The following is a 20,282-nucleotide window of genomic DNA, read 5'->3' as shown; positions in this document are numbered from 1 at the left end:
CGGCGGCCATGGGGCGAGTATGGTTGTGTGGCCTGATTCTGCTGTGCTCTTCGGCCTGGGCTCAGCCCCCGCCCGGGGTTACGGTGACCCTGACGGTGCAGGAGCGGGCCTGGATGGCTCAGAACCCGACGGTGGTGGTGGGGGTTGAAGAGTGGGCGCCATTGTCCTTCAGCCAGCAGGACGGTCAGATTGGCGGCCTGGCTGCCGGTTACATGGAGCTGATCGCGACTCGAACCGGACTGAATTTCCGCTATGAATCCCGGCCGTGGCTGGCGCTGCTGGATGGCATGAAAAACGATGAAATCGATATTATTCCGGCGATTTTTCATCTGCCAGAGCGGGAGGCGTTTGGCATCTTCAGTGAGCCATTCTACGAGATAAAGGAGTTTCTGTACGTTAAAGCCAGCAATGACGCGATTCAGTCGTTTGACGATCTCAACGGCAAGCGACTGGCGTTGGTACGGGGCTACACCAGTTGGGTGCGGGTGGCCAAGCGTTTTCCCGATATCGAGCTGGTACCGGCGGACGATCTGCTGCAAGCCATCAATATGGTGCTCAATGGCGAGGTCGATGCCACCTTTGAGTCTCAGATTGTGGTGGAGCAAGCCCTCAACGATTCCATGGTCGGTGGCCTGAAAGGGTTGCAGCAACACGCCTTTCAAGACATTCCCCTGCACATCATTTCCCGCGTCGCTGCCCCGGAGTTGGCGTCCATTCTCCAGAAGGGGCTGAACACCATCAGCGCCGAGGAGATGCGCTCAATTCAGAATCAGTGGCTGGTTACCGGGGTGTCCGAGGAGAAGCCTCAGGAATCGGCCTACCTCAATCTGCAATGGCTAGTGGGTGGGCTGGTGGCCATCATCGCCCTGTTGTTTGCGGTCACCAAGCTGCTGGCCCGTTATGCCCGCTCCGAGCGGGCCGAACTGCAGTTTGGTTCGCCCCGATTCAGCCATATGGTGCTGATTGGGTTGGGGGTGTTTGTGACCTTTGTCATCGCCATGAGCCTGTTGATGCTCGATTACAACAAGCGGGTGCTGCAGGACCGCACCTTTATCTCTCTGGATGTGATTGCCACTTCGGTGCAGGAGAGCCTGGAAAACCAGGTCAGCAGTCGTCAGCAGGCGCTGGCGCTGATGAGCCGAAAGCAGGAGTTTATCCAACTGGTGGAACGGTTGTTGGCCTTACCCCGCCACCCGCAGATTCTGATTCAGTCTGAGGAGCTGGCTGCGGTGCGGGTGGAACTGGCGGCCCTGAACAGCATTCTCGGTGATCTCGGCTTTTTCGTCATCGCCCCGGATGGCACCAGCCTGGCGGCGGTCAGGGATGAAAACATCGGCGTACGCAACATCATCGCCAGTGCCAAGACTCGACAGTTTATTCAGTTGCTGGCGGGGCAAAGCCTGTTCATTCCGCCGCTGCCGTCGGACATCGGTGATAGTGGCTTCACCATGTTTGTGGCGATGCCGATTTTTAACAGCCAGGGCAAGGTGATTGCGGTGCTGGCGGAGCGGCTCGACCCGATAAAGGGCTTTAACGCCATCATTCAGACCGGCCGGGTCGGCGAAACCGGCGAAACCTACGCCCTGAGTAAGCGCGGGTTGTTGCTGTCCAGCAGTCGTTTCGAACAAACGCTGGTAGAGAGCGGACTGCTGGCTCCGGGTCAGCCCAGCATGCGCGCCATCGAGGTGCGCGATCCGGGCCGGGATCTGACCCAGGGTCAACCGGTTCGCTCTGGTAAGCGGCCCCTGACCCGAATGGCGGCCAGTATCGCCCTGGGTCAAAGCGGGGCATCGATTCAGGGCTATAGGGACTATCGCGGCGTCAAGGTGGTGGGGGTGTGGAAATGGAGCGATAAACTGGGGCTGGGGCTGGCGACCGAGATGGACGAGGCCGAAGCCCTGATGTCTTACAACACCCTGAAAAATACCATGGCGCTGGTGCTGGGAGTGACCTTGCTGTTCGCGGTGGCAGCGATCCTGTTTACCCTGAACCTGGGAAAAAATGCCAATGCTCGTTTGGCTCGATCCAAAGCATCGCTGGATCGGCGAGTGAAGCAGCGCACCCTGGAGTTGTCGCTGTCGGAGGAGAAGGTACGCTTGCTGCTCGGCTCGGTGGGGCAGGGGATTTTGGGGATCGAGAACAACGGCCGGGTCAGTTTCGTCAATCCGGCGGCGCTGGCGATGCTGGGCTATCAGGAGGCCGAGTTGCTGCAGCAACCCATAGAGCCGATCCTGTTTCCGACCACCGAGGCTGCCGGGCCGGTGGCCCCGAGTCCACTGGCCCGAACCCTGAAACAGGGCCTGAAGGAGCAGATTGACGATCAACTGCTGGTGCGGCGCAATGGCCAGTCTTTTTCGGCGGAATTTGCCGCCCATCCGGTGCTGAAGCAGGATGAGATCATCGGGGCGGTGGTGGTGTTCAGCGACATCACCGCCCGTAAGGCGATGGCCCGGGATCTGGCTCAGGCCAAGGAAGAGGCGGAAAACGCTTCGCTGGCCAAGAGTGAGTTTCTGGCCAACATGAGCCATGAAATTCGTACCCCGATGAATGCCATCATCGGCATGTCTTACCTGGCGCTGGAGACCGATCTGAACCGTAAACAGCGCTCCTTTATCGACAAGGTGCACCGCTCGGCGGAAGCGCTGCTGGGGATCATCAACGACATCCTGGATTTCTCGAAAATTGAAGCGGGCAAGATGACGCTGGAGTCCACTCCGTTCTACCTCGACGATGTGCTCAGCAATCTCAGCAACCTGATCGCCCTCAAGGCGGAAGAGAAGGGGCTGGAGCTGCTGTTTAATGTGGACCCGGATGTGCCTCAGGCCCTGATTGGCGACCCCCTGCGCCTGGGTCAGATCCTGACCAACCTGGGAAACAACGCCATCAAGTTTACCGACAGCGGCGAGATTGTGGTCGCCATCCGCCTGCAGGAGCAGTTTCAGGGCCAGGCGCAATTGCTGTTCTCGGTGCGCGATACCGGCATTGGCATGAGCCCGGCTCAGCGACAGCGATTGTTTCGGGCCTTTAGCCAGGCGGACAGCTCCACTACTCGCAAGTACGGTGGTACCGGCCTGGGGCTGACCATCAGTAAGACCCTGACCGAGATGATGGGCGGTGAGATCTGGGTGGAGAGTCAGCCCCAGCAGGGCAGTGTGTTCAATTTTACCGTTCACCTGGAGGTGCAGAAAAACGCCGAACCGAGGGCCCGCTACGATCGCAATCAACTGCGGCAGCTGACCGCCCTGGTGGTGGACGACAATCCGGTGGCCCGCAACATCCTGGTGAACATGCTGGAGAATTTTGACCTGGAGGTGGAGGATGCGCCGGCAGCCGATGAGGCGCTGAAGCTGATGCTGGGCCGTCACTTTGATTTGCTGTTGGTGGACTGGAAGATGCCGGGCATCGATGGCTTCGGCTGCATTCGCCGCATGCGTCAATGTGGGCTGGAGTCGGAGCCTAAGGTGATCATGGTCACCGCCTACGGCCGCGAAGAGGCGATGCAGGAAGGGCTGGACAACGGCCAGCAACTGGATGCGGTGCTGAGCAAGCCCATCACCCCTTCCAACTTGCTCGATGCCATCGGCGAGGCCCGGGGGGAGGCGGTGGTGCGCCACAACCGTAAGTTAGATAAGCGCAGCCAGATGCAGGACTCGTTGCCGCGCCTACAGGGGGCGCGGGTACTGCTGGTGGAGGACAACGAGTTTAACCAGGAGTTGGCGCGGGAACTGCTTCAGCAAAATGGTCTGAAGGTCGAGGTGGCCGGCGACGGTCAGCAAGCCGTCGAGCGGCTGCAGCACCAAGATCAGTTTGACGTGGTGCTGATGGACGTGCAGATGCCGGTGATGGATGGCTACCGGGCCACCGAGACGATTCGTCAGCGGCCGGAGTTTGAAACCTTGCCCATCATCGCCATGACCGCCAATGTGATGGCCCGGGATCTGGAGCGGGCCAGAGAGGCGGGCATGAACGATCACATCGGCAAGCCCATCGACGTGGAGGAGATGTTTGCCACCCTGGCCCGCTGGATTGGTCGGGATCCGCAATCGGTGCCATCGTCGCCACCCGAACCCGCCATGGCATTGAGTGCTTTGCAGCCCGGCATCGATACCGACCATCTGCAGACCATTACCCTGGGTAACACCGGTTTGTTGCATAAACTGCTTAGCCACTTCGTTCGGGATCACGGCCAGTTTTCACAGCCGTTTGAGCAACTGCTGCAGCAGGACCGGGACGAGGCCACTCGGTTTGCCCATACCCTGAAAGGGGTGGCGGGCAATCTGGGAGCCAACCAGGTTCAGCAACTGGCGGATCGACTGGAGCAGGCCTGCCTGGCTTCGGAACCTTCGGACCAGCTGTTGTCGCTGGCGCAGCGGTTGCAGACGGTGCTGGCGCCGTTGTGCCAGCAGATTGAACGGTTTCTGCAAACGGAGATGCCGGTCGAGTCTACACTAATAGAGGTTGATACTGAGCAGCGGCTGCAACAACTGCGGGCGCTGCAATCCCTTCTCAAGGATGACGACACAGAAGCAGTGGATCGGATTGATCAATTGCTGGCTCAGATAAAGGAACCGGGCTTGAAACGGCGCTTGGCTAAGATTGGCGAGGCGGTGGAACAGTTTGATTTCGAGCGGGCCCTGGCGTTGCTGAGAAAACTGGCACTGTCGCAGGGGTGGCCGCTGGAGGAGGAGTAAGTGGACAACCCCGTCATCCTGGTGGTCGACGACAATCCTGACAACATCAATCTACTCAGCTCCGTGCTGCGCAACGACTACAAGGTCAAGGCCGCCACCAGCGGCCATAAGGCGTTGGAGATCGTGGCCCGTACGCCCAGACCGGACATGATTCTGCTGGACGTGATGATGCCGAAGATGGATGGTTATCAGGTTTGCGAGCGGCTGAAAAAGGATCCCACTACCGCCCACATCCCGGTGATTTTCGTGACCGCCAAGATCGCCGTCGAAGATGAAACCCGTGGACTGGAGCTGGGGGCGGTGGATTACATCACCAAACCCATCAATCCGTCTCTGGTGCGGGCAAGGGTACACACCCATCTGGCGTTGTCGGATCAGAACCGGGAACTGACCCGGCAGGTGGCGGAGAAAACGGAAGAGTTGAATCAGAGCCGGCTGTCGGTGATTCAGACACTGGGCCGGGCGGCGGAATACAAAGACAACGAGACCGGCATGCACGTGATTCGCATGAGCCACTATTCGCGCCTGATTGCCCAGCAGCTGGACGTCAGTGATCACTGGGTCGACCTGTTGTTCAACGCCTCGCCCATGCACGACATCGGTAAAATCGGCATTGTCGATGCCATCTTGCGTAAGCCTGGCCGGCTGGAAGGGGAGGAGTGGCAGGAGATGAAGCGCCACTCTGAATACGGCGCCGACATTTTGCGCCAACACACCTCGGAGTTACTGGTGATGGCCCGGGAAATTGCCCTGACCCACCATGAAAAGTGGGATGGCAGCGGTTACCCCGCCGGCCTCAGCGGCACCGACATCCCCTTGTCGGCGCGCATTGTGGCCATCGCCGACGTGTTTGATGCCCTGACTTCGGAGCGCCCCTATAAGCCGTCCTGGCCGGTGCAGGAATCGGTGGCGTTCATCGTCGACAATGCCGGCAGCCATTTCGATCCGCAGCTGGTGCAGCTGTTTCAGCGTTGTCTGCCGGAGATCCTGGCCATTCGTGACCAGTTTGCCGGCTAAAACTCAATCCGGGCGCAGCAGCCTCCGCCGTCGATGTCGGTCAGGCTGAACCGCCAGTGGTAGCGTTGGCACAGGTCTTCGACAATCAACAGTCCCAGGCCGTGGCCTCCGCAGTGGGTTTGATTCAACCCCGGTCCCTGGTCCCGCACCTCCAGCGCTTCGGCGTCGACGCAGACCTTGACCTCGCCGGACTCAGTGGCGGCGATGGCGTTGCGCAGCAGGTTGCCGATGATCATCCTCACCACCGCCGGCTCGGCTTTAATCAGCGGCGCCTGAGTCAGGCTCAGCTGCAGGCCGACGTGCTTGTTGTCGGCCCCGGTTTGCTCATGTTCGATAATGGCCCTGAGCTCATTTTCTTCAAGGTGACGGGGCTCAAGATGATGCTCATTCTTTTCATAGCGCACCATCGACAGCAGTGCATCCACCATGGTCTGCATCTCTTCGGTGGCGGTCAGAATCCGTTTCTGCTGACGGCCGATAAACTCCGGTTTGTCGGAGTGGTTCAGCAGGTTGGCGGCGCCGCGGACGATGGTCAGCGGCGTGCGCAGTTCGTGGCTGGCGTAACGGGCGAATGCCTGTTCGCGGCGGATCAACAGATCCAGCTGGTGGCGGTAGGCATTGAAGGCGTCGGTTAGTTGCACAAACTCTTCTGCCGAAGATTCTGGCACACTCAGCGGCGTGCGGGTGTCGTTGTTCAGTGCCGCCAGTTGATCCCCAAGCTCTTTTACCGGCTGAATCAGGCGCACAGACAGCAGGTAGACGATCACTCCGGCCACCAGCATGATGCCGATGGTGGCGGCGATGATCAGCAGATTGAGCAGCACGGTCTCCCGATCGGTCACCTCTACCTGCTCGGTTTTGGCAATCAGAATCAGCGGTTGGGTATGGCCGTGCTTCACAAACTCGGTGGTCAGCACGTAGATGGAGCCCAGATCGTCGTCGATCAGCTCCTCCAGGGCATGACCGGCAAACCGCAGCCGATCGGGAATGAAATCGGGTACGTCGTCGGTGTTGTCGTAGGCGAAGGTGATGCGATCGATCTCCAGCGGACCGCTGGCGCCAGTGAGGTAGCGGGCGATGGCCACGTCTTTGGAAATCTGCAGCGACCGTTCGTTGACGGCATCTTCTCCCCAGTGCAGGGCAGTGTTGAACAGGGTCATCATGGTGAAGCTGATGCCAATGCTCATGACGAAAAATGCCGCCATCAACCGCGAGGTCATGGTGCGGACGTTAGAGAGTCGATGCCGTATCACAGGCTGTCATCCAGTCGAAAACCAATTTTCGGTACCGTGACCAGCATGGCCCGGGCGAAGGGCTTATCCAATTGGTTGCGCAATTGATAGATGTGGCTGCGCAGCACATCGTTGCTGGGAGGCTGGTCACCCCAAATCGCTTCCGTCAGCTGGTCGCGACTGACCACGTCCGGTGCGGCCTGTGCCAGCACGTGCAGGATTTTAAAGGTGGTGGGGTTCAGTGCCAGCATCTGGCCCTGGCGGTGGGCCTTACGGGTTTTCTGGTCTACCTCCAGGTCGCCGACCGTCAGTTTGCTGGCGGCCAGAGTGCCGCGAAAGCGTTTTACCAGCGCCAGCAGTCGGGCTTCAAGAATGTCCAGGTCGAACGGTTTGGTCAGGTAGTCGTCGGCGCCCTGCTTAAAACCGGACAGGGTATCCTGACGGTTGTCCAGCGCGGTCAACATCAGTACCGGGGTATTCTTGCCCTGGTCGCGCAGCCGCTGGCATACCTCGAAACCGTCCATTCTTGGCAACATCAGATCCAGGATGATGGCATCAAAATGGGTCTCCAGCGCCAGCTTCAACCCCAGTTCGCCGTTGTCGGCGTAATCCAGTTCCACCTCTTTGGCTTCAAAAAAATCGAACAGGATGCCGGCAATTTCGCGGTTGTCTTCCACCAGCAGAATCTTGGTGTTGCTTAAATCTTCCATTGAGCGCCCGGATTTGTATCAGTGTGACTCAGTATGATGCCGTTGATGTGGATAAAATGTCGATGACAATTATTTCACGGCGGCTTCGGATAATGACGGTCATTCTGCAATGCCTGCGTGGCATTGGCACGCTAATTATCTGAACTTCAGGGGTGCAACATGCTGAAAGCCCGGCCTCAACAACGCCATCATGACCGGCCCATCGTGCTGTCGGTGATCATTCCCGTCTTTAATGAGAGCCAGGGACTGGCGTACACCCATCAGCGGGTGACTGAGGTACTGGATGCCATTGTGGAGCGCTGTGAGATCATCTATGTGGACGACGGCAGCAACGACAACAGCTGGCAGCTGGTGCAGCAACTGCCGGAATCCAGCAGCGACCATGTGGGGGTCACCCTGAGTCGCAACTTCGGCAAAGAAGCCGCCATGAGTGCCGGGCTGCAACAGTGCCGTGGTCAGGCGGTGATTCTGTTGGATGCGGATCTTCAGGACCCGCCGGAGCTGATTCCGCAGATGATGGAGGCCTGGCGCAAAGGCGCCGACGTGGTCAACATGAAGCGACGTGCTCGCCTGGGGGAGAGCTGGTTTAAGCGAATGACGGCGGCCAGCTTCTACAAGGTGATGAACTGGGCATCCGAGGTGCCGGTGCCGGAGAATGTCGGTGATTTTCGGCTGATGAGCCGCCAGGTGGTGGATCACATCAATCAGTTGCCAGAGCGCAACCGCTACATGAAGGGGTTGTTCGCCTGGCCAGGGTTCATGCAGGTGACGCTGGAGTTCGATCGCGATCCTCGCGCCGTGGGTGAAACCAAGTGGAACTACGGCAAGTTGTTTGCCCTGGCGATGGACGGCATCGCCTCATTCAGCATTCGACCGCTGCGGTTGGCAACCTGGTGTGGATTGCTGACCGCATTGAGTGCCTTCCTGTACGGAGCCTGGGTGGTGGTTAAGACCCTGGCCTTTGGCGAGGTAGTGTCTGGCTACCCGTCGATGATGGTGGTGCAGCTGCTGATTGGCGGCATACAACTGTTGGCGCTGGGGCTCATCGGCGAGTACTTGGGCCGGGTGGTGATGGAAGTGAAGCAAAGGCCTCAGTATCTGATTCGTGAGGTTTCCCATCAAGAAGGCCTGGACACGGTCGTATCCCTTGAGGCGCGTCGATGAAAAACTGGATTTGTCGTAACCCGTTACTGACCGTTCTGCTGCTGGCATTGGCGGTGCGCTTGTTGTCCCTGGGGCTTTACCCGCTCATGGACACCACCGAAGCCCGCTATGGCTACATGGCGAAACTGATGGTAGACACCGGCAACTGGCTCACGCCCCAGTTTGATCTCGGGGTGCCTTTCTGGGGCAAGCCGCCGCTGCATACCTGGATGAGCGCCGGTTCCGCTGCCATGCTGGGCATGACCGAGTTTGCTTTGCGCCTGCCCCATTGGCTGGCCGGATTGGCGGTGGTCGGCCTGGTGGCCTGGATGGCGCGTCGACAGGGAGAAAACCCGCTGCTGGCGGCCATGGTGCTGGCGACCTGTGCCATCTTCAGTGTGGCTTCCGGCGCGGTCATGACCGACATGGCGCTGACCCTGGGGATGACGGTGGCGATGTTGGGCTTCTATCTGGGCTGGCAAGGCCACTATCGGGCCGGCTATCTCGGTTTCGCCGGGCTGGCCATTGGTTTGTTGGCTAAAGGGCCACTGGTGATCGTATTGATGGGACTGGCGGTGGCGCCCTGGCTACTGATTCAACATGGGCTGGGGGCATTTCGGGTGCTGTGGCAACGGTTCCCACTGTTGCTGGGCACCTGTGCCATGCTGGTGATCGCCGCGCCCTGGTACCTGGCGGCGGAACAGGCCACACCCGGGTTTTTAAACTACTTCCTGGTGGGGGAACACTTCCTGCGTTTCGTCGAAAGTGGCTGGACCGGCGACCTGTACGGCAGTGCCCATGATCAGCCTCGCGGCACCATCTGGCTGTTCTGGCTGGCGGCGGCCCTGCCTTGGTCGCTGATTCTGCCGCTGTTGTATCTGCGCGGTCGCCGCAGTCAGCCAAGTCGGCAACCGGCGCCATCGGGGTGGCGCAGCTTTCTGCTGTGTTGGCTGATCTCACCCATGGTGTTGTTTACCATGGCGGGCAACATCCTGCCGGCCTACGTGCTACCCGGCATTCCGGCGCTGGCGCTGCTGTGTGCGTCGTTGGCCAAGGACTCGGATCAGGCCTGGCTGGCTAAGGTCGGGGTCACCATGCCAGTGTTGTTGCTGGTGGCCACCGGGGTGTTAAACCTCAAGGTGGGGGATGAGCGCAGCGACAAGGCGCTGCTGGCCAGCGAGGCCAACCCGGCGTTGCCGCTGTTGTACTATGGCAAGCGCACTTTCTCTGGTCAGTTCTATTCCGATGGCCGCGCCCAAAAGGCGGATCTGGCCCGCCTGAATCAGCAACAGGGGCGCTACTCTCTGGTGATGCCGTCCAGCCAGTCCTGGCAGCAGCTGTCATTGCCGCGGCAGAGCTGTCGGGTGCAGACGGTGAAGCTGAAGCGTCAATTGTTGGAGTGTGGCCCCGATGCGCTGGCCAGCCTGGATTAAGTTCGCCCTGGTGGGGGGAACCGGTTTCGTGGTGGACGTGTCGCTGTTCAGCGCGCTGACACTGGGGTTGGAGTGGGGCCCTTACCCGGCCCGAGTGCTGGCCTTTCTGGCGGCGGCCTCGACCACCTGGGCCGGCAACCGCTGGTTTACCTTTCGCCAGCGTCCGCTGCAGGACGCCAGCCGTCAGTGGTTGAAATCCCTGACGGCGGCGCTGATGTCGGCGCTGCCCAACTTTGCCCTGTTCTCATGGACTCTGACGTTGCTGAGTCCATGGTCGTTGGCCCCCTGGGTGGCACTGGTGGCCGGCATCGGTGCCGGCACCCTGTCGAATTATCTGCTCAGCAGTCGCTGGGTCTTTGCCGAATCAGCGCGGTCGCCTTGACGGCCGTTTAGGTTGATACAACAGCAGCTCTTCCCCCGGGGGCAGTTCGATGCTGCCCTGGGATTCCAGCCCCAGCTTATCCAGAATCCGCCGCGAGGCCAGGTTGTCTTCTGCAACCACCCCCAAAATGGTGCCCAGTCCCAGAGCCTGTTGGCCGTAGATCATGATCGCTTCACAGGCTTCGGTGGCCAGGCCCAGGCCAAAGTAGGTATCGCTGATGGCGTAACCGATGTCCGGATGGTCGAGGCCGTCACGTTGCAGCAGGCCGGCGATCCCCACCGGGGTGCCGTTACTTTTCAGGCTCAGGTGGTACATGCCAAAGCCATGATCCTGGTAGCTGGCCATGGGCCCCTGACGCAGATGCTCCTGTGCCTGCTCCAGTGTGCGTACGCCTTTATCATGGATGCCGTCGATGAAGCTCTGCTGATTCAGCAGACTCAGGTAGAAGGGTGCATCGTCGACGGTTAACTTGCGGATTCTCAGTCGTTCGGTGTCCAGTATCATCCGGTATACCCCTGATTGTGATGGACATTCAGACTAACCAGCGCCGGGATAATGAGCAAGACTCAAATACTCGAGTCCGATCCCACTTTCCGCTCTTTGTTGTGAGTATTGCGATAGCCGCTCTGGCATAAGTTAGCGGCGATTAATCCTAAGCCGTTGCTGAAATCCCTAAAAAAATCGATATGATGGACGGATCTTGAAGGATCCCGACCACGGCCATTACGGCTGGGCCGAAGATGCGGCGCGAAGCGGGAATGGCAGAAAGGACTAAAGAGTGAAAATGGTGATGAAACCCCTGTTGTCGGCGTTGGTGGCGTTGCCGCTGATGCTGGGAGCGCAATCGGTTCAGGCTGATCAGCCTTCCATCTACAGCCACATGGATGTTGCCCATCCGGTGTGGGCGGCCAATGGCATGGTGGCCAGCCAGGAAGCGCTGGCCAGCGCCGTGGGGGTCGAGATCCTGCGTCAGGGCGGCAATGCCGTCGATGCGGCGGTGGCGGTGGGCTTTGCCTTGGCGGTAACCTTGCCGCGGGCGGGTAACCTGGGAGGCGGTGGTTTTATGCTGCTGCACCTTGCCGAGGGCAACCGTGATGTGGCCATCGATTATCGGGAGATGGCCCCGGCCAGGGCCCATCGTGACATGTTTTTGAATGAGCAGGGTGAGGCGGTGGCCAAACTGTCTCGAGAGCATGGGCTAGCGGTGGGGGTGCCCGGTACCGTTCGAGGGCTGGAACTGGCGTTGAAAAACTACGGAACCCTGCCGTTGAAACAGGTGATCGCTCCGGCCATTGAGCTGGCTGAAAAGGGGATTACGGTGACCCCGGATCTGAGCAGTTCTCTGCAGGGACTGAAGCGGCGCCTGTGGCAATGGCCCAGTACTCGCCCGGTGTTTTATCACCCGGACGGCAGTGACTACCAGGCCGGTGAACGCCTGGTTCAGGCGGATTTGGCCCGCTCGTTGAAACGCATTGCCGAGCACGGCAGTGATGGTTTTTATAAAGGTGAAACCGCCCGCCAGATCGCGTTGTCGGTTCGCCAGGCCGGCGGTGTGATGACCGAGGCCGACCTGGCGGCCTATCAGGCGGTGGAACGGCAACCGGTGCGGGGCCAATACCGTGGCTACGAGGTGATCTCCATGCCGCCACCGTCATCCGGTGGTGTGCACATCATTCAGATGTTGAACATGCTGGAACAGCAGCCCATTGGTCGCATGGGGGCCAACAGTGCCCAAACTCTGCATTGGATGGCAGAAAGCATGCGCCGCGCCTACGCCGATCGCAGCGAGTATCTGGGGGACCCGGACTTTACTCAGGTGCCGGTAGCGGGCCTGACCAGCCGTCGTTATGCCAGGGCGTTGGCGGCCACCATCAATCCCGAAAAGGCGACCCCGAGCAGCGACATTAAGCCCGGCAATCCGATTCCGTACGAGAGCGATCAGACCACCCACTATTCGGTGGTGGACAAGTGGGGCAATGCGGTGTCCAACACCTATACCCTGAACTTCAGTTATGGCTCTGGCCTGGTGGCGCAAGGAACCGGCATTTTGCTGAACAACGAGATGGATGACTTTTCCGCCAAACCCGGCACGCCCAATGGCTTTGGCCTGATTGGTGGCGAAGCCAACGAGGTCCAGCCGGGCAAGCGTCCGCTGAGTTCCATGAGCCCGACCATAGTGATGAAACAGCAACAGCCGTTTTTGGTGACCGGCAGTCCCGGCGGTTCGAGAATCATCACTACCACCCTGCAAGTGATCATGAACGTCATCGATCATGGGATGAACGTCGCCGAAGCCACGGCGGCGTCCCGGATTCATCACCAGTGGTGGCCGGATGAAATTCGTGCCGAAAAAAGCCTGAATCCGGACACCAAGCGCCTGCTGGAAGCCATGGGGCATAAAGTGAAGGTGAAGGCTTCCATGGGCAGCACTCAGTCGATCATGGTTACCGAACAAGGGTTGCTGGGTGCGTCCGATCCTCGCCGTCGAGGGGCGGTAACCCTGGGTTACTGAATGGCGCGCGGGCAGGGGAGTCGCAGAATCTGATTCCCCTAACGCAATTTTTTCAAAAGTGTGACAAAAACATTGCTGTTCTAGGAGGTTTTTCGCACTTTAAAGTTGAATGTGAGTTTATGCACGATTTTGTACTGAAAATCCTTTTTTTTCTGGAGGCGAAACGGCGATAGGCGCACACTCCCCACCCGCAAGGATGCACACCACACAACCGGTTTCGGTTGTGCATAGATATTTCACGCACAAGAAGCTCCCTATCGGGGGCTTTTTGCTTTTCTGTCAGAGGCTAACATGACGCCCTGACGACACTCCCTTACTTCCACTTACACTTTTTTTTCATGCCTCAGGGCTACAATTCGCTATCGATTGCAACAACTTGCTGAGTAGTGTCTTGAAACCTGGTCAAACTGGCGTCCGCCGTCTCATCCATGCCACCCGTTACTCCTGGCTCGGCCTGCGCGCCGCCTGGCGCTGTGAAGCCGCCTTCCGTCAGGAGGTGGTGGCTTTTCTGGTGCTGGGGCCTCTGGCTCTGTGGCTGCCGGTGTCCCCGGTCGAATCCTTGTTGCTGATTGGTGCTCTGGTGGCGGTGATGGTGGTGGAACTGCTCAATTCCGCCATCGAAGCGGTCGTTGATCGCATTGGCGCCGAATACCACTCACTGTCCGGGCAGGCCAAGGACATGGGGTCAGCGGCGGTGCTGTTTACCCTGATCATGGCGGTGGCCACCTGGGCCGTGGTGCTGCTTGGGCTGTTGCAAAAATACCAACAATAACGGCGATAGCATCATGACAAGAAAAATAAAAACTTCATTCGGGGTGTTGTACCCCATCGCGGTCACCTTCGGCATCTGTCTGTTGGTGATGACCCTGTCCCGACTCGGCCTGGCCGTGTGGCAGGCAGACAGGGTGGCCGAAGCCGATGGCTGGTCTCGAATCCTGCTGCGCGGTCTGCGCATTGACCTGTCCTCCCTGTGTTACCTGTTGATTCTGCCTGCGTTGTTAACCACATTGTTGGCGGGCAACGGCGTCATTGGCCGCAACTGGCTGCGATTATTGCGGCTGATATTGGTGGCCAGTGTGTGGTTTGTGGTGTTTATGGAGGTGGCCACCCCCAGTTTCATTCTGGAATACGATGTGCGCCCCAACCGGCTGTTTTTCGAGTACCTCATCTATCCTAACGAGGTGTTTGGCATGCTCTGGAGCGGTTATAAGCTGGAGCTGGCAATTGGCGTGGTGGTCAGTAGCCTGACTCTGGGACTGGCGTGGCGCTGGAGCGGCGATTGGACCCAAAGCTTGACCCTGCCTCGATGGTACTGGCGTCCGTTATTGGCACTGCTGGTGGTGGCAGTGGGCGTCGGCGGCGCCCGTTCGACTCTGGGGCATCGCCCTTTAAATCCGGCTTTGGTGGCATTTTCCACCGATCCGCTGATCAATGATCTGACTCTGAATTCGGCGTACTCGATGCTGTTCGCCTATAAGCAGATGGAGTCGGAAGACAGCGCCTTTAAGCACTACCCCACCATGGCCAGAGCCGAGATCATTGAGCGAATGCAAGCATCGACTCTCATCGAACCCGGACAGTTTTTGTCCGAGGCGATGCCGTCGCTGGCCAGGCACCCGGCCAGCTATCAGGGCAAGCCAAAAAACTTGGTGATTCTGCTGCAGGAGAGCCTGGGAGCCCGTTACGTCGGCGCCCTGGGTGGGTTGCCGCTGACGCCCAACCTCGATGCTTTATCCCGCCAGGGCTGGAATTTCAACCGCATGTACGCCACCGGCACTCGATCGGTGCGAGGCATCGAAGCGGTAGTGACCGGCTTTTCGCCGACCCCGGCTCGCTCGGTGGTTAAACTCACCAAGAGTCAGAAGGGGTTCTTTACCGTTGCCGATCTGCTCAGGAGCCGCGGCTACCATACTCAGTTTGTCTATGGTGGCGAGAGCCACTTTGACAACATGAAGAGCTTTTTCCTAGGGAATGGCTTTGAAGACATGCAGGACTTTCCCACCTTCGACAAGATGAACTTTGAAGGGGCCTGGGGGGCGTCCGATGAAGATCTGTACATCAAGGCGCATCAGCAGTTTACGGCGCTGAGCCAGAACGACCAGCCGTTCTTCAGCCTGGTGTTTACCTCCTCCAACCACAGCCCCTACGATTACCCTGCGGGGCGCATCGAGCCTTACAATCAACCGGCTCAAACTCGGGAAAATGCCGCTAAGTATTCAGATTGGGCCCTGGGGGAGTTCTTCAAACAAGCCCGCCAGTCGGACTATTGGCAGGATACGGTGTTTGTGGTGGTGGCGGATCACGATTCCCGGGCCTGGGGGGATCAGCTGGTGCCGATTGATCATTTCCGCATTCCGGCGGTGATCGTGGGAGAGGGGATTGAGCCTCGCCAGGATCAGCGCCTGACCAGCCAGTTGGATCTGGCACCGACGCTGTTGTCATTGATTGGCGTGGATGCCGAGCACCCGATGATCGGTCACGATCTCACTCAGCCGGTACCTCGTAGTAAGCAGCGGGCCATCATGCAGTTCTATAAGAATTTCGCCTGGATGAATGCCGACAATGATGTGGTGATTTACCAGCCGCAGCGTCAGGCTCAGAGTTTTGTCTACCACCCTGACACCACCGAACTGCTGCCAGCCGCAGCGCCAATGCCGCAGGAGATGCAACGCACGGCGCTGGCCAATGCCCTTTGGGGTAGCCTTGCCTACCAAAATAGCCTCTATGGCGGCATGGTGTCCTTGGCTAAGGTGCGCAGTGCCCCCACCGCCGCGCCCATTGCAGCGATGAGTGCCGAGTAGCGTCGGCACTGGTGAGGTGGCTAGCCAATGGCGTCGTGGGGACTATTGTGCGGTCAGGCTGTAGCGCTGCGCTGCGCCTTTCCATTTCTGTCCCTGTTGCCAGCGCTCCAGGAAAAGCGGCCCGTCAAGGATCACTCGGCCACCGATGGCGGTCAGGCCCAGATCAAACAGCACCTGAGGCAATAAGCCGACACTGGGACCAATGAGTGCCACCTGAGCCGCTTGCTGGCAATGGGGCAGCAGGGAGGACAGGGTGTGGTTGATCACCGTGGTGCCGGTGATCAGGATCTTCTGGCAGTGCTGTAACTCACTGGGATCCATGGTCACCTTAAGCGTGCCTTCTTCCCGCGCCAATTCTGGCTTCAGTTCGATCACGGTCACCGGGGTGCCTTGCTCGGTCAGGGCGGCGACCAGTGGCGGGAAGTATCCTACCATGCCGACTCTGTCGCCGTTGTCGATTTTCAGTAACTCAAGGGTATCGGCGGCATCTGGATACTGATACTGCTGTTGTTGCAGCAACCACTGGCTCAGTGCATTCAACGCCCCGGTCCCCAGAACCCGCTGCCAGGGCTCATCGGCCAGATACAGCTTGGCCAGCTCGGTAACCGGTTGCTGGCAGAAGTGGTGGTAGTGCGACGGGTCTTGAAGTTGTTCCAGTGCATCGCCCAGCTTGGTGTAGGTCAGTCCGATGGTGCCGTCGACCAACTCAATGGCGCCAAACTTGGCGCTGGGGTTGGAGTCGAGGTCGTTACTGGCGATGTGAATGGCCTTGATGGCCGGCGCTTGCTGCGGCCCCAGGGCCTGCATTACGCCGTGATAGATGGCTTCCATAACAATTTACCTGAAGAAATGTACCTCGATAATACAAGGTATTAGATGTGAGAACCGAGAGCGGTGAACCGGTTTTTTTATCGGCTCAGAGGTAGGGCGCTGGCGAACTTAACGACCCGGATTATTGGCAGCCGCTGCGGGTAATGATCACGTAGGGCTTGTCCGGCGTCGGGTTTCCGCTCCATCCGGCGTAGTTGTAGTCGTGTCGGCACAGGTTGTTGCCCGAAGGGATCCACACAAACCAGCCGGTGCTGGGTTGATAGGTAAAGCCATCGGTATCCACCAGTAAGCCAATGGCGGCATCGGTGGGGTAACCATTGATCATGGCGATCTGGACGCCGTTGACTTCGATGCTGTCATTGGGTTGCAGCCCGGCAGCCCGCTGTTTGTAGTGGGCCATGTTGGCGGCAGCAATTAAGGCGGAGCCCAGCGACTCGAAGGTGGTCATCTCCGCATCATCGGCGAGGTCGATCAGCTTGGGGGCGACAATCACGGCAAGGATGGCAACGATCACGATCACGATGACCAGTTCGATAAGGGTAAAGCCTTTGGAAGGTGTCCGAGTCATGAAAGATCCTTATTGCAGCCGACGGGCATTCGTTCTATCACAGCATTGGCGGCGATGTTCTGGCGGAGTGTTGCACGCGACTGTGATTCTAATGCATTGAAATTCATTGCGCCAATCCATGGAGCCGCGGTGTGTCCGTGTTACACCGCTTTCGCTGTACCCGCTCGGCGGGTAGCCAGTGACTGTGCTACACCCTTCCGTCGTGCCCGCGCACGCGGGTAGCCAGTGTCTGTGCTACACCCTTCCGTCGTGCCCGCGCACGCGGGTAGCCAGTGTCTGTGCTACACCCTTCCGTCGTGCCCGCGCATGCGGGTAGCCAGTGTCTGTGCCTTTCGTCATTCTTGCGCAGGCGAGAATCCAGTGTCTTTTCCAGGATCAAAACCAAAGCCACTGGGCCCTCGCGTTCGCAAGGGCGACGGAGTGAAGGGGAACTGCGGAGTCATGAACTACCGCCGTGCCGCCGAATCAGGGAGAGATGATCGCCTTCGGCGTTACTGCGCTCATGCTTCGCTCCGTTGCGAACTCTCGATACGTTGCCGTATACACACTTTCCAGGTATGCATGGCAGCCCTCCAGTGAGAAATTCAACGGCCAGAGTAGTCGTTTCATGAGGACCAATTTAGTAAGGAGTGTGGGCTGCACACGCATAGGCGTGTATTTGTTACCGCTTCGCGGTGGCAGCCACTCGGACACCTAACCAATTTGCCAGATGCAAAAAAGGCCCAACCTTTCGATTGAGCCTTTCTTATATGGCGGTTAGGGAGAGATTCGAACTCTCGATACGTTGCCGTATACACACTTTCCAGGCGTGCTCCTTCAGCCACTCGGACACCTAACCAATTTTCAATTGAGAGTTTTAAGAGCTCAATCAAACTCTATGCCAGGTGGCTGAGAATCCCGCCTATGGCGTGATTATGCTGCGCTGCGTGCAGCCACTCGGACACCTAACCAAATATGGCGGTGAGGGAGAGATTCGAACTCTCGATACGTTGCCGTATACACACTTTCCAGGCGTGCTCCTTCAGCCACTCGGACACCTCACCAAATTTTGGGTTCTTGTTTTGAGAGCCAACCGTGCTCTGTTTCGGTGATTTTGGTGGCTGAGAATCCCGCCTGTGGCGTAATTAAGCTGCGCTGCGTGCAGCCACTCGGACACCTCACCAAATTTTGGGTTTTTGTTTTGAGAGCCAACCGTGCTCTGTCTCGAACGACGTATCGCTGAAGACGGGGCGTACTTTACGGGCTGAGTTGGTGAGGGTCAAGAAGCAATGTAAGAGTTTGTGGCCGTTTGCCTTGGTTTTAGCCGCTTCGGTTGAATTTTCTCAGGTTTTTGCCAGCGGCTGCAGCACTAACGGGAGCGTTGGGGCGGATCAGACCCACCCCATGTGCCAGCGGTCGGAGTTTTGCAGCTCTTCGGTACGCAGTTCCACCGGCATGCGGTTATTGACCCCCTGCAGGCCAACCCGGGTGACGTGGCCGTGGCTGTCGGTAAAGGTGTAGGTGACCCAGAAGTGGGTGTCGTCATTGACGGCACTGTAGGCGGTCCATTTACTCAGGTGAAGCTGGCTTTCAGGAAATACGTTCATCAGTCCGGTCCCCATAATGCTAAGAACAGGTGCGCGCCTCCTGCGTGGCCCCTGAGTTCAGTGTAGTCGGTGATGGCACCGCTGCAACACCAGGGGGCTGAGACACCTCAAGGGTGAAAAGAGTCGGAAATAATTCAGCCCATTAGCGGCCATGACTTGTCAATGTCACGGCGATTGTTCAGGATGGGATTTGATTCCGACAGCAAAGGAGCGAGCGATGTTGGACCTGTTACCTGACTTGTGTGATCAGTTCAGTGAAGAATTGACCATACTGCCTCCCCGATTCCGCCAATTTGGCGGCAAGAGCCTATTCTGGGGCCCGGTTCACTGCATCCGATGCCCTGAAGACAACACCTTGGTGCGCCATTGCCTGTCTCAGCCTGGAGAGGGGCGGGTACTGGTGGTCGATGGCGGCGGCCAGGAGCGGCGAGCCTTGCTGGGGGACAACCTGGCAAAACTGGCCTTGGATAACGGCTGGGCCGGTGTGGTGGTGTACGGCTACATTCGTGATGTGGCCACCATTGGAACCATGGATTTGGGGGTACAGGCCTTAGGTGCCATGCCGCTGAAAACCGATAAACGCGGCCTGGGCGAACAGGGTGTGGTGATCGAGATTGAAGGCCGGCGCATCGAACCGGGTCAATATCTGTACGCCGATGATAACGGCATCGTGGTTTGCAACCGAGAATTGCCGCTATCTGAGTAACATAGCCTTAGGTTGGTATACACTAAAGAGATAAACACCGGCCACCACTGGCGGGCGTTATCGATTTTGAACGGAAAAGTGATGAAAGCAATTAAATGGTTTTTTATCGGCGTACTGGCCCTGGTGCTGGTGATCGCAGTGTATGTGGGCGTTTTTTTGGATCCAAACGCCTTTAAACCGGAAATTGAGGCCAAGGTGAAAGAAGCCACCGGTCGCACTTTGTCCATCGACGGCGACATTGGCTGGAGCCTGTTCCCCAAGGTGGGGTTGGACATCGCCGGCATCTCTCTGGGTAACATTCCCGGAGAAAATCTGCCGCCACTGCTGTCGGTAAACCAGGCGGTGGTGGGGGTGAACCTGCTGCCACTGCTTCAAAAAGACGTGCAGATTGAAGAGGTGACCCTGGCCGGTGTGGCCCTGAACATGGTCACCCTGAAAGACGGTCGCAACAGCCTCGAAGGGCTGGGTGGCGGAGCGCCAGCGGCGACAGACACTCAAGGCTCGTCCGACAGCGGTTCGGCGCCGACGCCCATGAGTTGGAAGCTGGGGCAGCTGCACCTGCAACAATTCAGCTTCAACAGCGATAACCGCCAGACTCAGGTAAGCCGCAAATTGGCCATCGAGTCGTTGTCGCTGGAGGAGTTTGAACCCGGTCGCGCCGCCCCGTTTG

16 protein-coding genes, 2 tRNA genes and 1 pseudogene are annotated in these 20,282 nt (G+C 58.6%); 10 read left to right on the top strand and 9 right to left on the bottom strand.

Annotation, left to right across the window (positions count from 1 at the left end; genetic code table 11):
- Positions 1-8: 8 nt before the first annotated feature.
- Together J8Z22_RS14085 and J8Z22_RS14080 are read left to right on the top strand one after the other, a co-directional pair.
- On the top strand, positions 9-4,691 hold the full coding sequence (locus tag J8Z22_RS14085) for a response regulator (RefSeq protein ID WP_252006856.1): 4,683 nt from the start codon (positions 9-11) through the stop codon (positions 4,689-4,691).
- Positions 4,692-5,708 (top strand): HD-GYP domain-containing protein, encoded by a 1,017-nt coding sequence (locus J8Z22_RS14080; RefSeq protein WP_252006855.1) that lies wholly within the window; start codon positions 4,692-4,694, stop codon positions 5,706-5,708.
- Here the strand turns inward: J8Z22_RS14080 and J8Z22_RS14075 are convergent.
- Both J8Z22_RS14075 and J8Z22_RS14070 read right to left on the bottom strand, forming a co-directional pair.
- A complete protein-coding gene (locus tag J8Z22_RS14075; protein ID WP_252006854.1) occupies positions 5,705-6,961 on the bottom strand; it encodes a HAMP domain-containing sensor histidine kinase in 1,257 nt (418 codons plus the stop codon). The two genes, J8Z22_RS14080 and J8Z22_RS14075, sit on opposite strands and share 4 nt — an antisense overlap.
- Entirely contained in the window at positions 6,958-7,650 is a 693-nt protein-coding gene (locus J8Z22_RS14070) for a response regulator transcription factor (protein ID WP_028111645.1), read from the bottom strand. Before J8Z22_RS14070 ends, J8Z22_RS14075 begins: the two co-directional genes overlap by 4 nt.
- A gap of 159 nt (positions 7,651-7,809) precedes the next feature.
- Here J8Z22_RS14070 and J8Z22_RS14065 point away from each other — a divergent pair, with 159 nt between their 5' ends.
- From J8Z22_RS14065 to J8Z22_RS14055, 3 genes are read left to right on the top strand one after another with little or no spacing between them, the layout of a single operon-like run.
- On the top strand, positions 7,810-8,814 hold the full coding sequence (locus J8Z22_RS14065) for a glycosyltransferase family 2 protein (protein WP_028111646.1): 1,005 nt from the start codon (positions 7,810-7,812) through the stop codon (positions 8,812-8,814).
- Positions 8,811-10,226, top strand: a complete 1,416-nt coding sequence (locus tag J8Z22_RS14060; RefSeq protein ID WP_252006853.1) for a glycosyltransferase family 39 protein — start codon at positions 8,811-8,813, stop codon at positions 10,224-10,226. Before J8Z22_RS14065 ends, J8Z22_RS14060 begins: the two co-directional genes overlap by 4 nt.
- Positions 10,204-10,608, top strand: coding sequence for a GtrA family protein (locus J8Z22_RS14055; protein ID WP_252006852.1), 405 nt, complete (start codon positions 10,204-10,206; stop codon positions 10,606-10,608). The genes J8Z22_RS14060 and J8Z22_RS14055 overlap by 23 nt, the downstream gene beginning before the upstream one ends.
- Here J8Z22_RS14055 and J8Z22_RS14050 read toward each other — a convergent pair.
- Entirely contained in the window at positions 10,591-11,112 is a 522-nt protein-coding gene (locus tag J8Z22_RS14050; protein WP_252006851.1) for a GNAT family N-acetyltransferase, read from the bottom strand. The two genes, J8Z22_RS14055 and J8Z22_RS14050, sit on opposite strands and share 18 nt — an antisense overlap.
- 286 nt (positions 11,113-11,398) lie before the next feature.
- Between J8Z22_RS14050 and ggt the strand changes: the two genes are divergently transcribed.
- The 3 genes from ggt to J8Z22_RS14035 all read left to right on the top strand — a co-directional run bounded on the left by ggt (position 11,399) and on the right by J8Z22_RS14035 (position 15,921).
- A complete protein-coding gene (ggt, locus tag J8Z22_RS14045; protein ID WP_252010482.1) occupies positions 11,399-13,120 on the top strand; it encodes a gamma-glutamyltransferase in 1,722 nt (573 codons plus the stop codon).
- Positions 13,121-13,511: 391 nt separating this feature from the next.
- Positions 13,512-13,892 (top strand): diacylglycerol kinase, encoded by a 381-nt coding sequence (locus tag J8Z22_RS14040; RefSeq protein ID WP_028111650.1) that lies wholly within the window; start codon positions 13,512-13,514, stop codon positions 13,890-13,892.
- Between the two features lie 13 nt (positions 13,893-13,905).
- A complete protein-coding gene (locus J8Z22_RS14035) occupies positions 13,906-15,921 on the top strand; it encodes an LTA synthase family protein (protein ID WP_252006850.1) in 2,016 nt (671 codons plus the stop codon).
- Positions 15,922-15,963: 42 nt separating this feature from the next.
- Here J8Z22_RS14035 and J8Z22_RS14030 read toward each other — a convergent pair whose 3' ends face one another.
- The 5 genes from J8Z22_RS14030 to J8Z22_RS14010 all read right to left on the bottom strand — a co-directional run bounded on the left by J8Z22_RS14030 (position 15,964) and on the right by J8Z22_RS14010 (position 18,906).
- The gene (locus J8Z22_RS14030) at positions 15,964-16,752 is read right to left on the bottom strand and encodes a Rossmann-like domain-containing protein (RefSeq protein ID WP_252006849.1); all 789 of its coding nucleotides are present in this window, start codon (positions 16,750-16,752) and stop codon (positions 15,964-15,966) included.
- A gap of 121 nt (positions 16,753-16,873) precedes the next feature.
- The gene (locus tag J8Z22_RS22155) at positions 16,874-17,320 is read right to left on the bottom strand and encodes a prepilin-type N-terminal cleavage/methylation domain-containing protein (protein WP_305881802.1); all 447 of its coding nucleotides are present in this window, start codon (positions 17,318-17,320) and stop codon (positions 16,874-16,876) included.
- A gap of 750 nt (positions 17,321-18,070) precedes the next feature.
- Positions 18,071-18,158 (bottom strand) — tRNA-Ser (locus tag J8Z22_RS14020).
- Positions 18,159-18,275: 117 nt separating this feature from the next.
- A tRNA-Ser gene (locus J8Z22_RS14015) sits at positions 18,276-18,363 on the bottom strand.
- Between the two features lie 327 nt (positions 18,364-18,690).
- Entirely contained in the window at positions 18,691-18,906 is a 216-nt protein-coding gene (locus tag J8Z22_RS14010) for a TIGR02450 family Trp-rich protein (RefSeq protein ID WP_169629200.1), read from the bottom strand.
- 217 nt (positions 18,907-19,123) lie between these two features.
- Between J8Z22_RS14010 and J8Z22_RS14005 the strand changes: the two genes are divergently transcribed.
- Positions 19,124-19,612, top strand: a complete 489-nt coding sequence (locus J8Z22_RS14005) for a putative 4-hydroxy-4-methyl-2-oxoglutarate aldolase (protein ID WP_028111651.1) — start codon at positions 19,124-19,126, stop codon at positions 19,610-19,612.
- An 81-nt stretch (positions 19,613-19,693) separates the two neighbouring features.
- A pseudogene (locus J8Z22_RS22225) lies at positions 19,694-20,125 on the top strand (AsmA family protein); the annotation flags it as partial.
- Here J8Z22_RS22225 and J8Z22_RS22220 read toward each other — a convergent pair.
- Positions 20,107-20,190: a hypothetical protein gene (locus tag J8Z22_RS22220; protein WP_371878137.1), complete on the bottom strand. Its 84-nt coding sequence runs from the start codon at positions 20,188-20,190 to the stop codon at positions 20,107-20,109. The pseudogene J8Z22_RS22225 and the gene J8Z22_RS22220 sit on opposite strands and share 19 nt — an antisense overlap.
- Positions 20,191-20,282: the final 92 nt, after the last annotated feature.

The sequence above is a fragment of the Ferrimonas sp. SCSIO 43195 genome (assembly GCF_023716685.1).
Classification (GTDB): Bacteria; Pseudomonadota; Gammaproteobacteria; order Enterobacterales; family Shewanellaceae; genus Ferrimonas; species Ferrimonas kyonanensis.
This window is presented reverse-complemented; position numbering and strand designations above follow the sequence as displayed.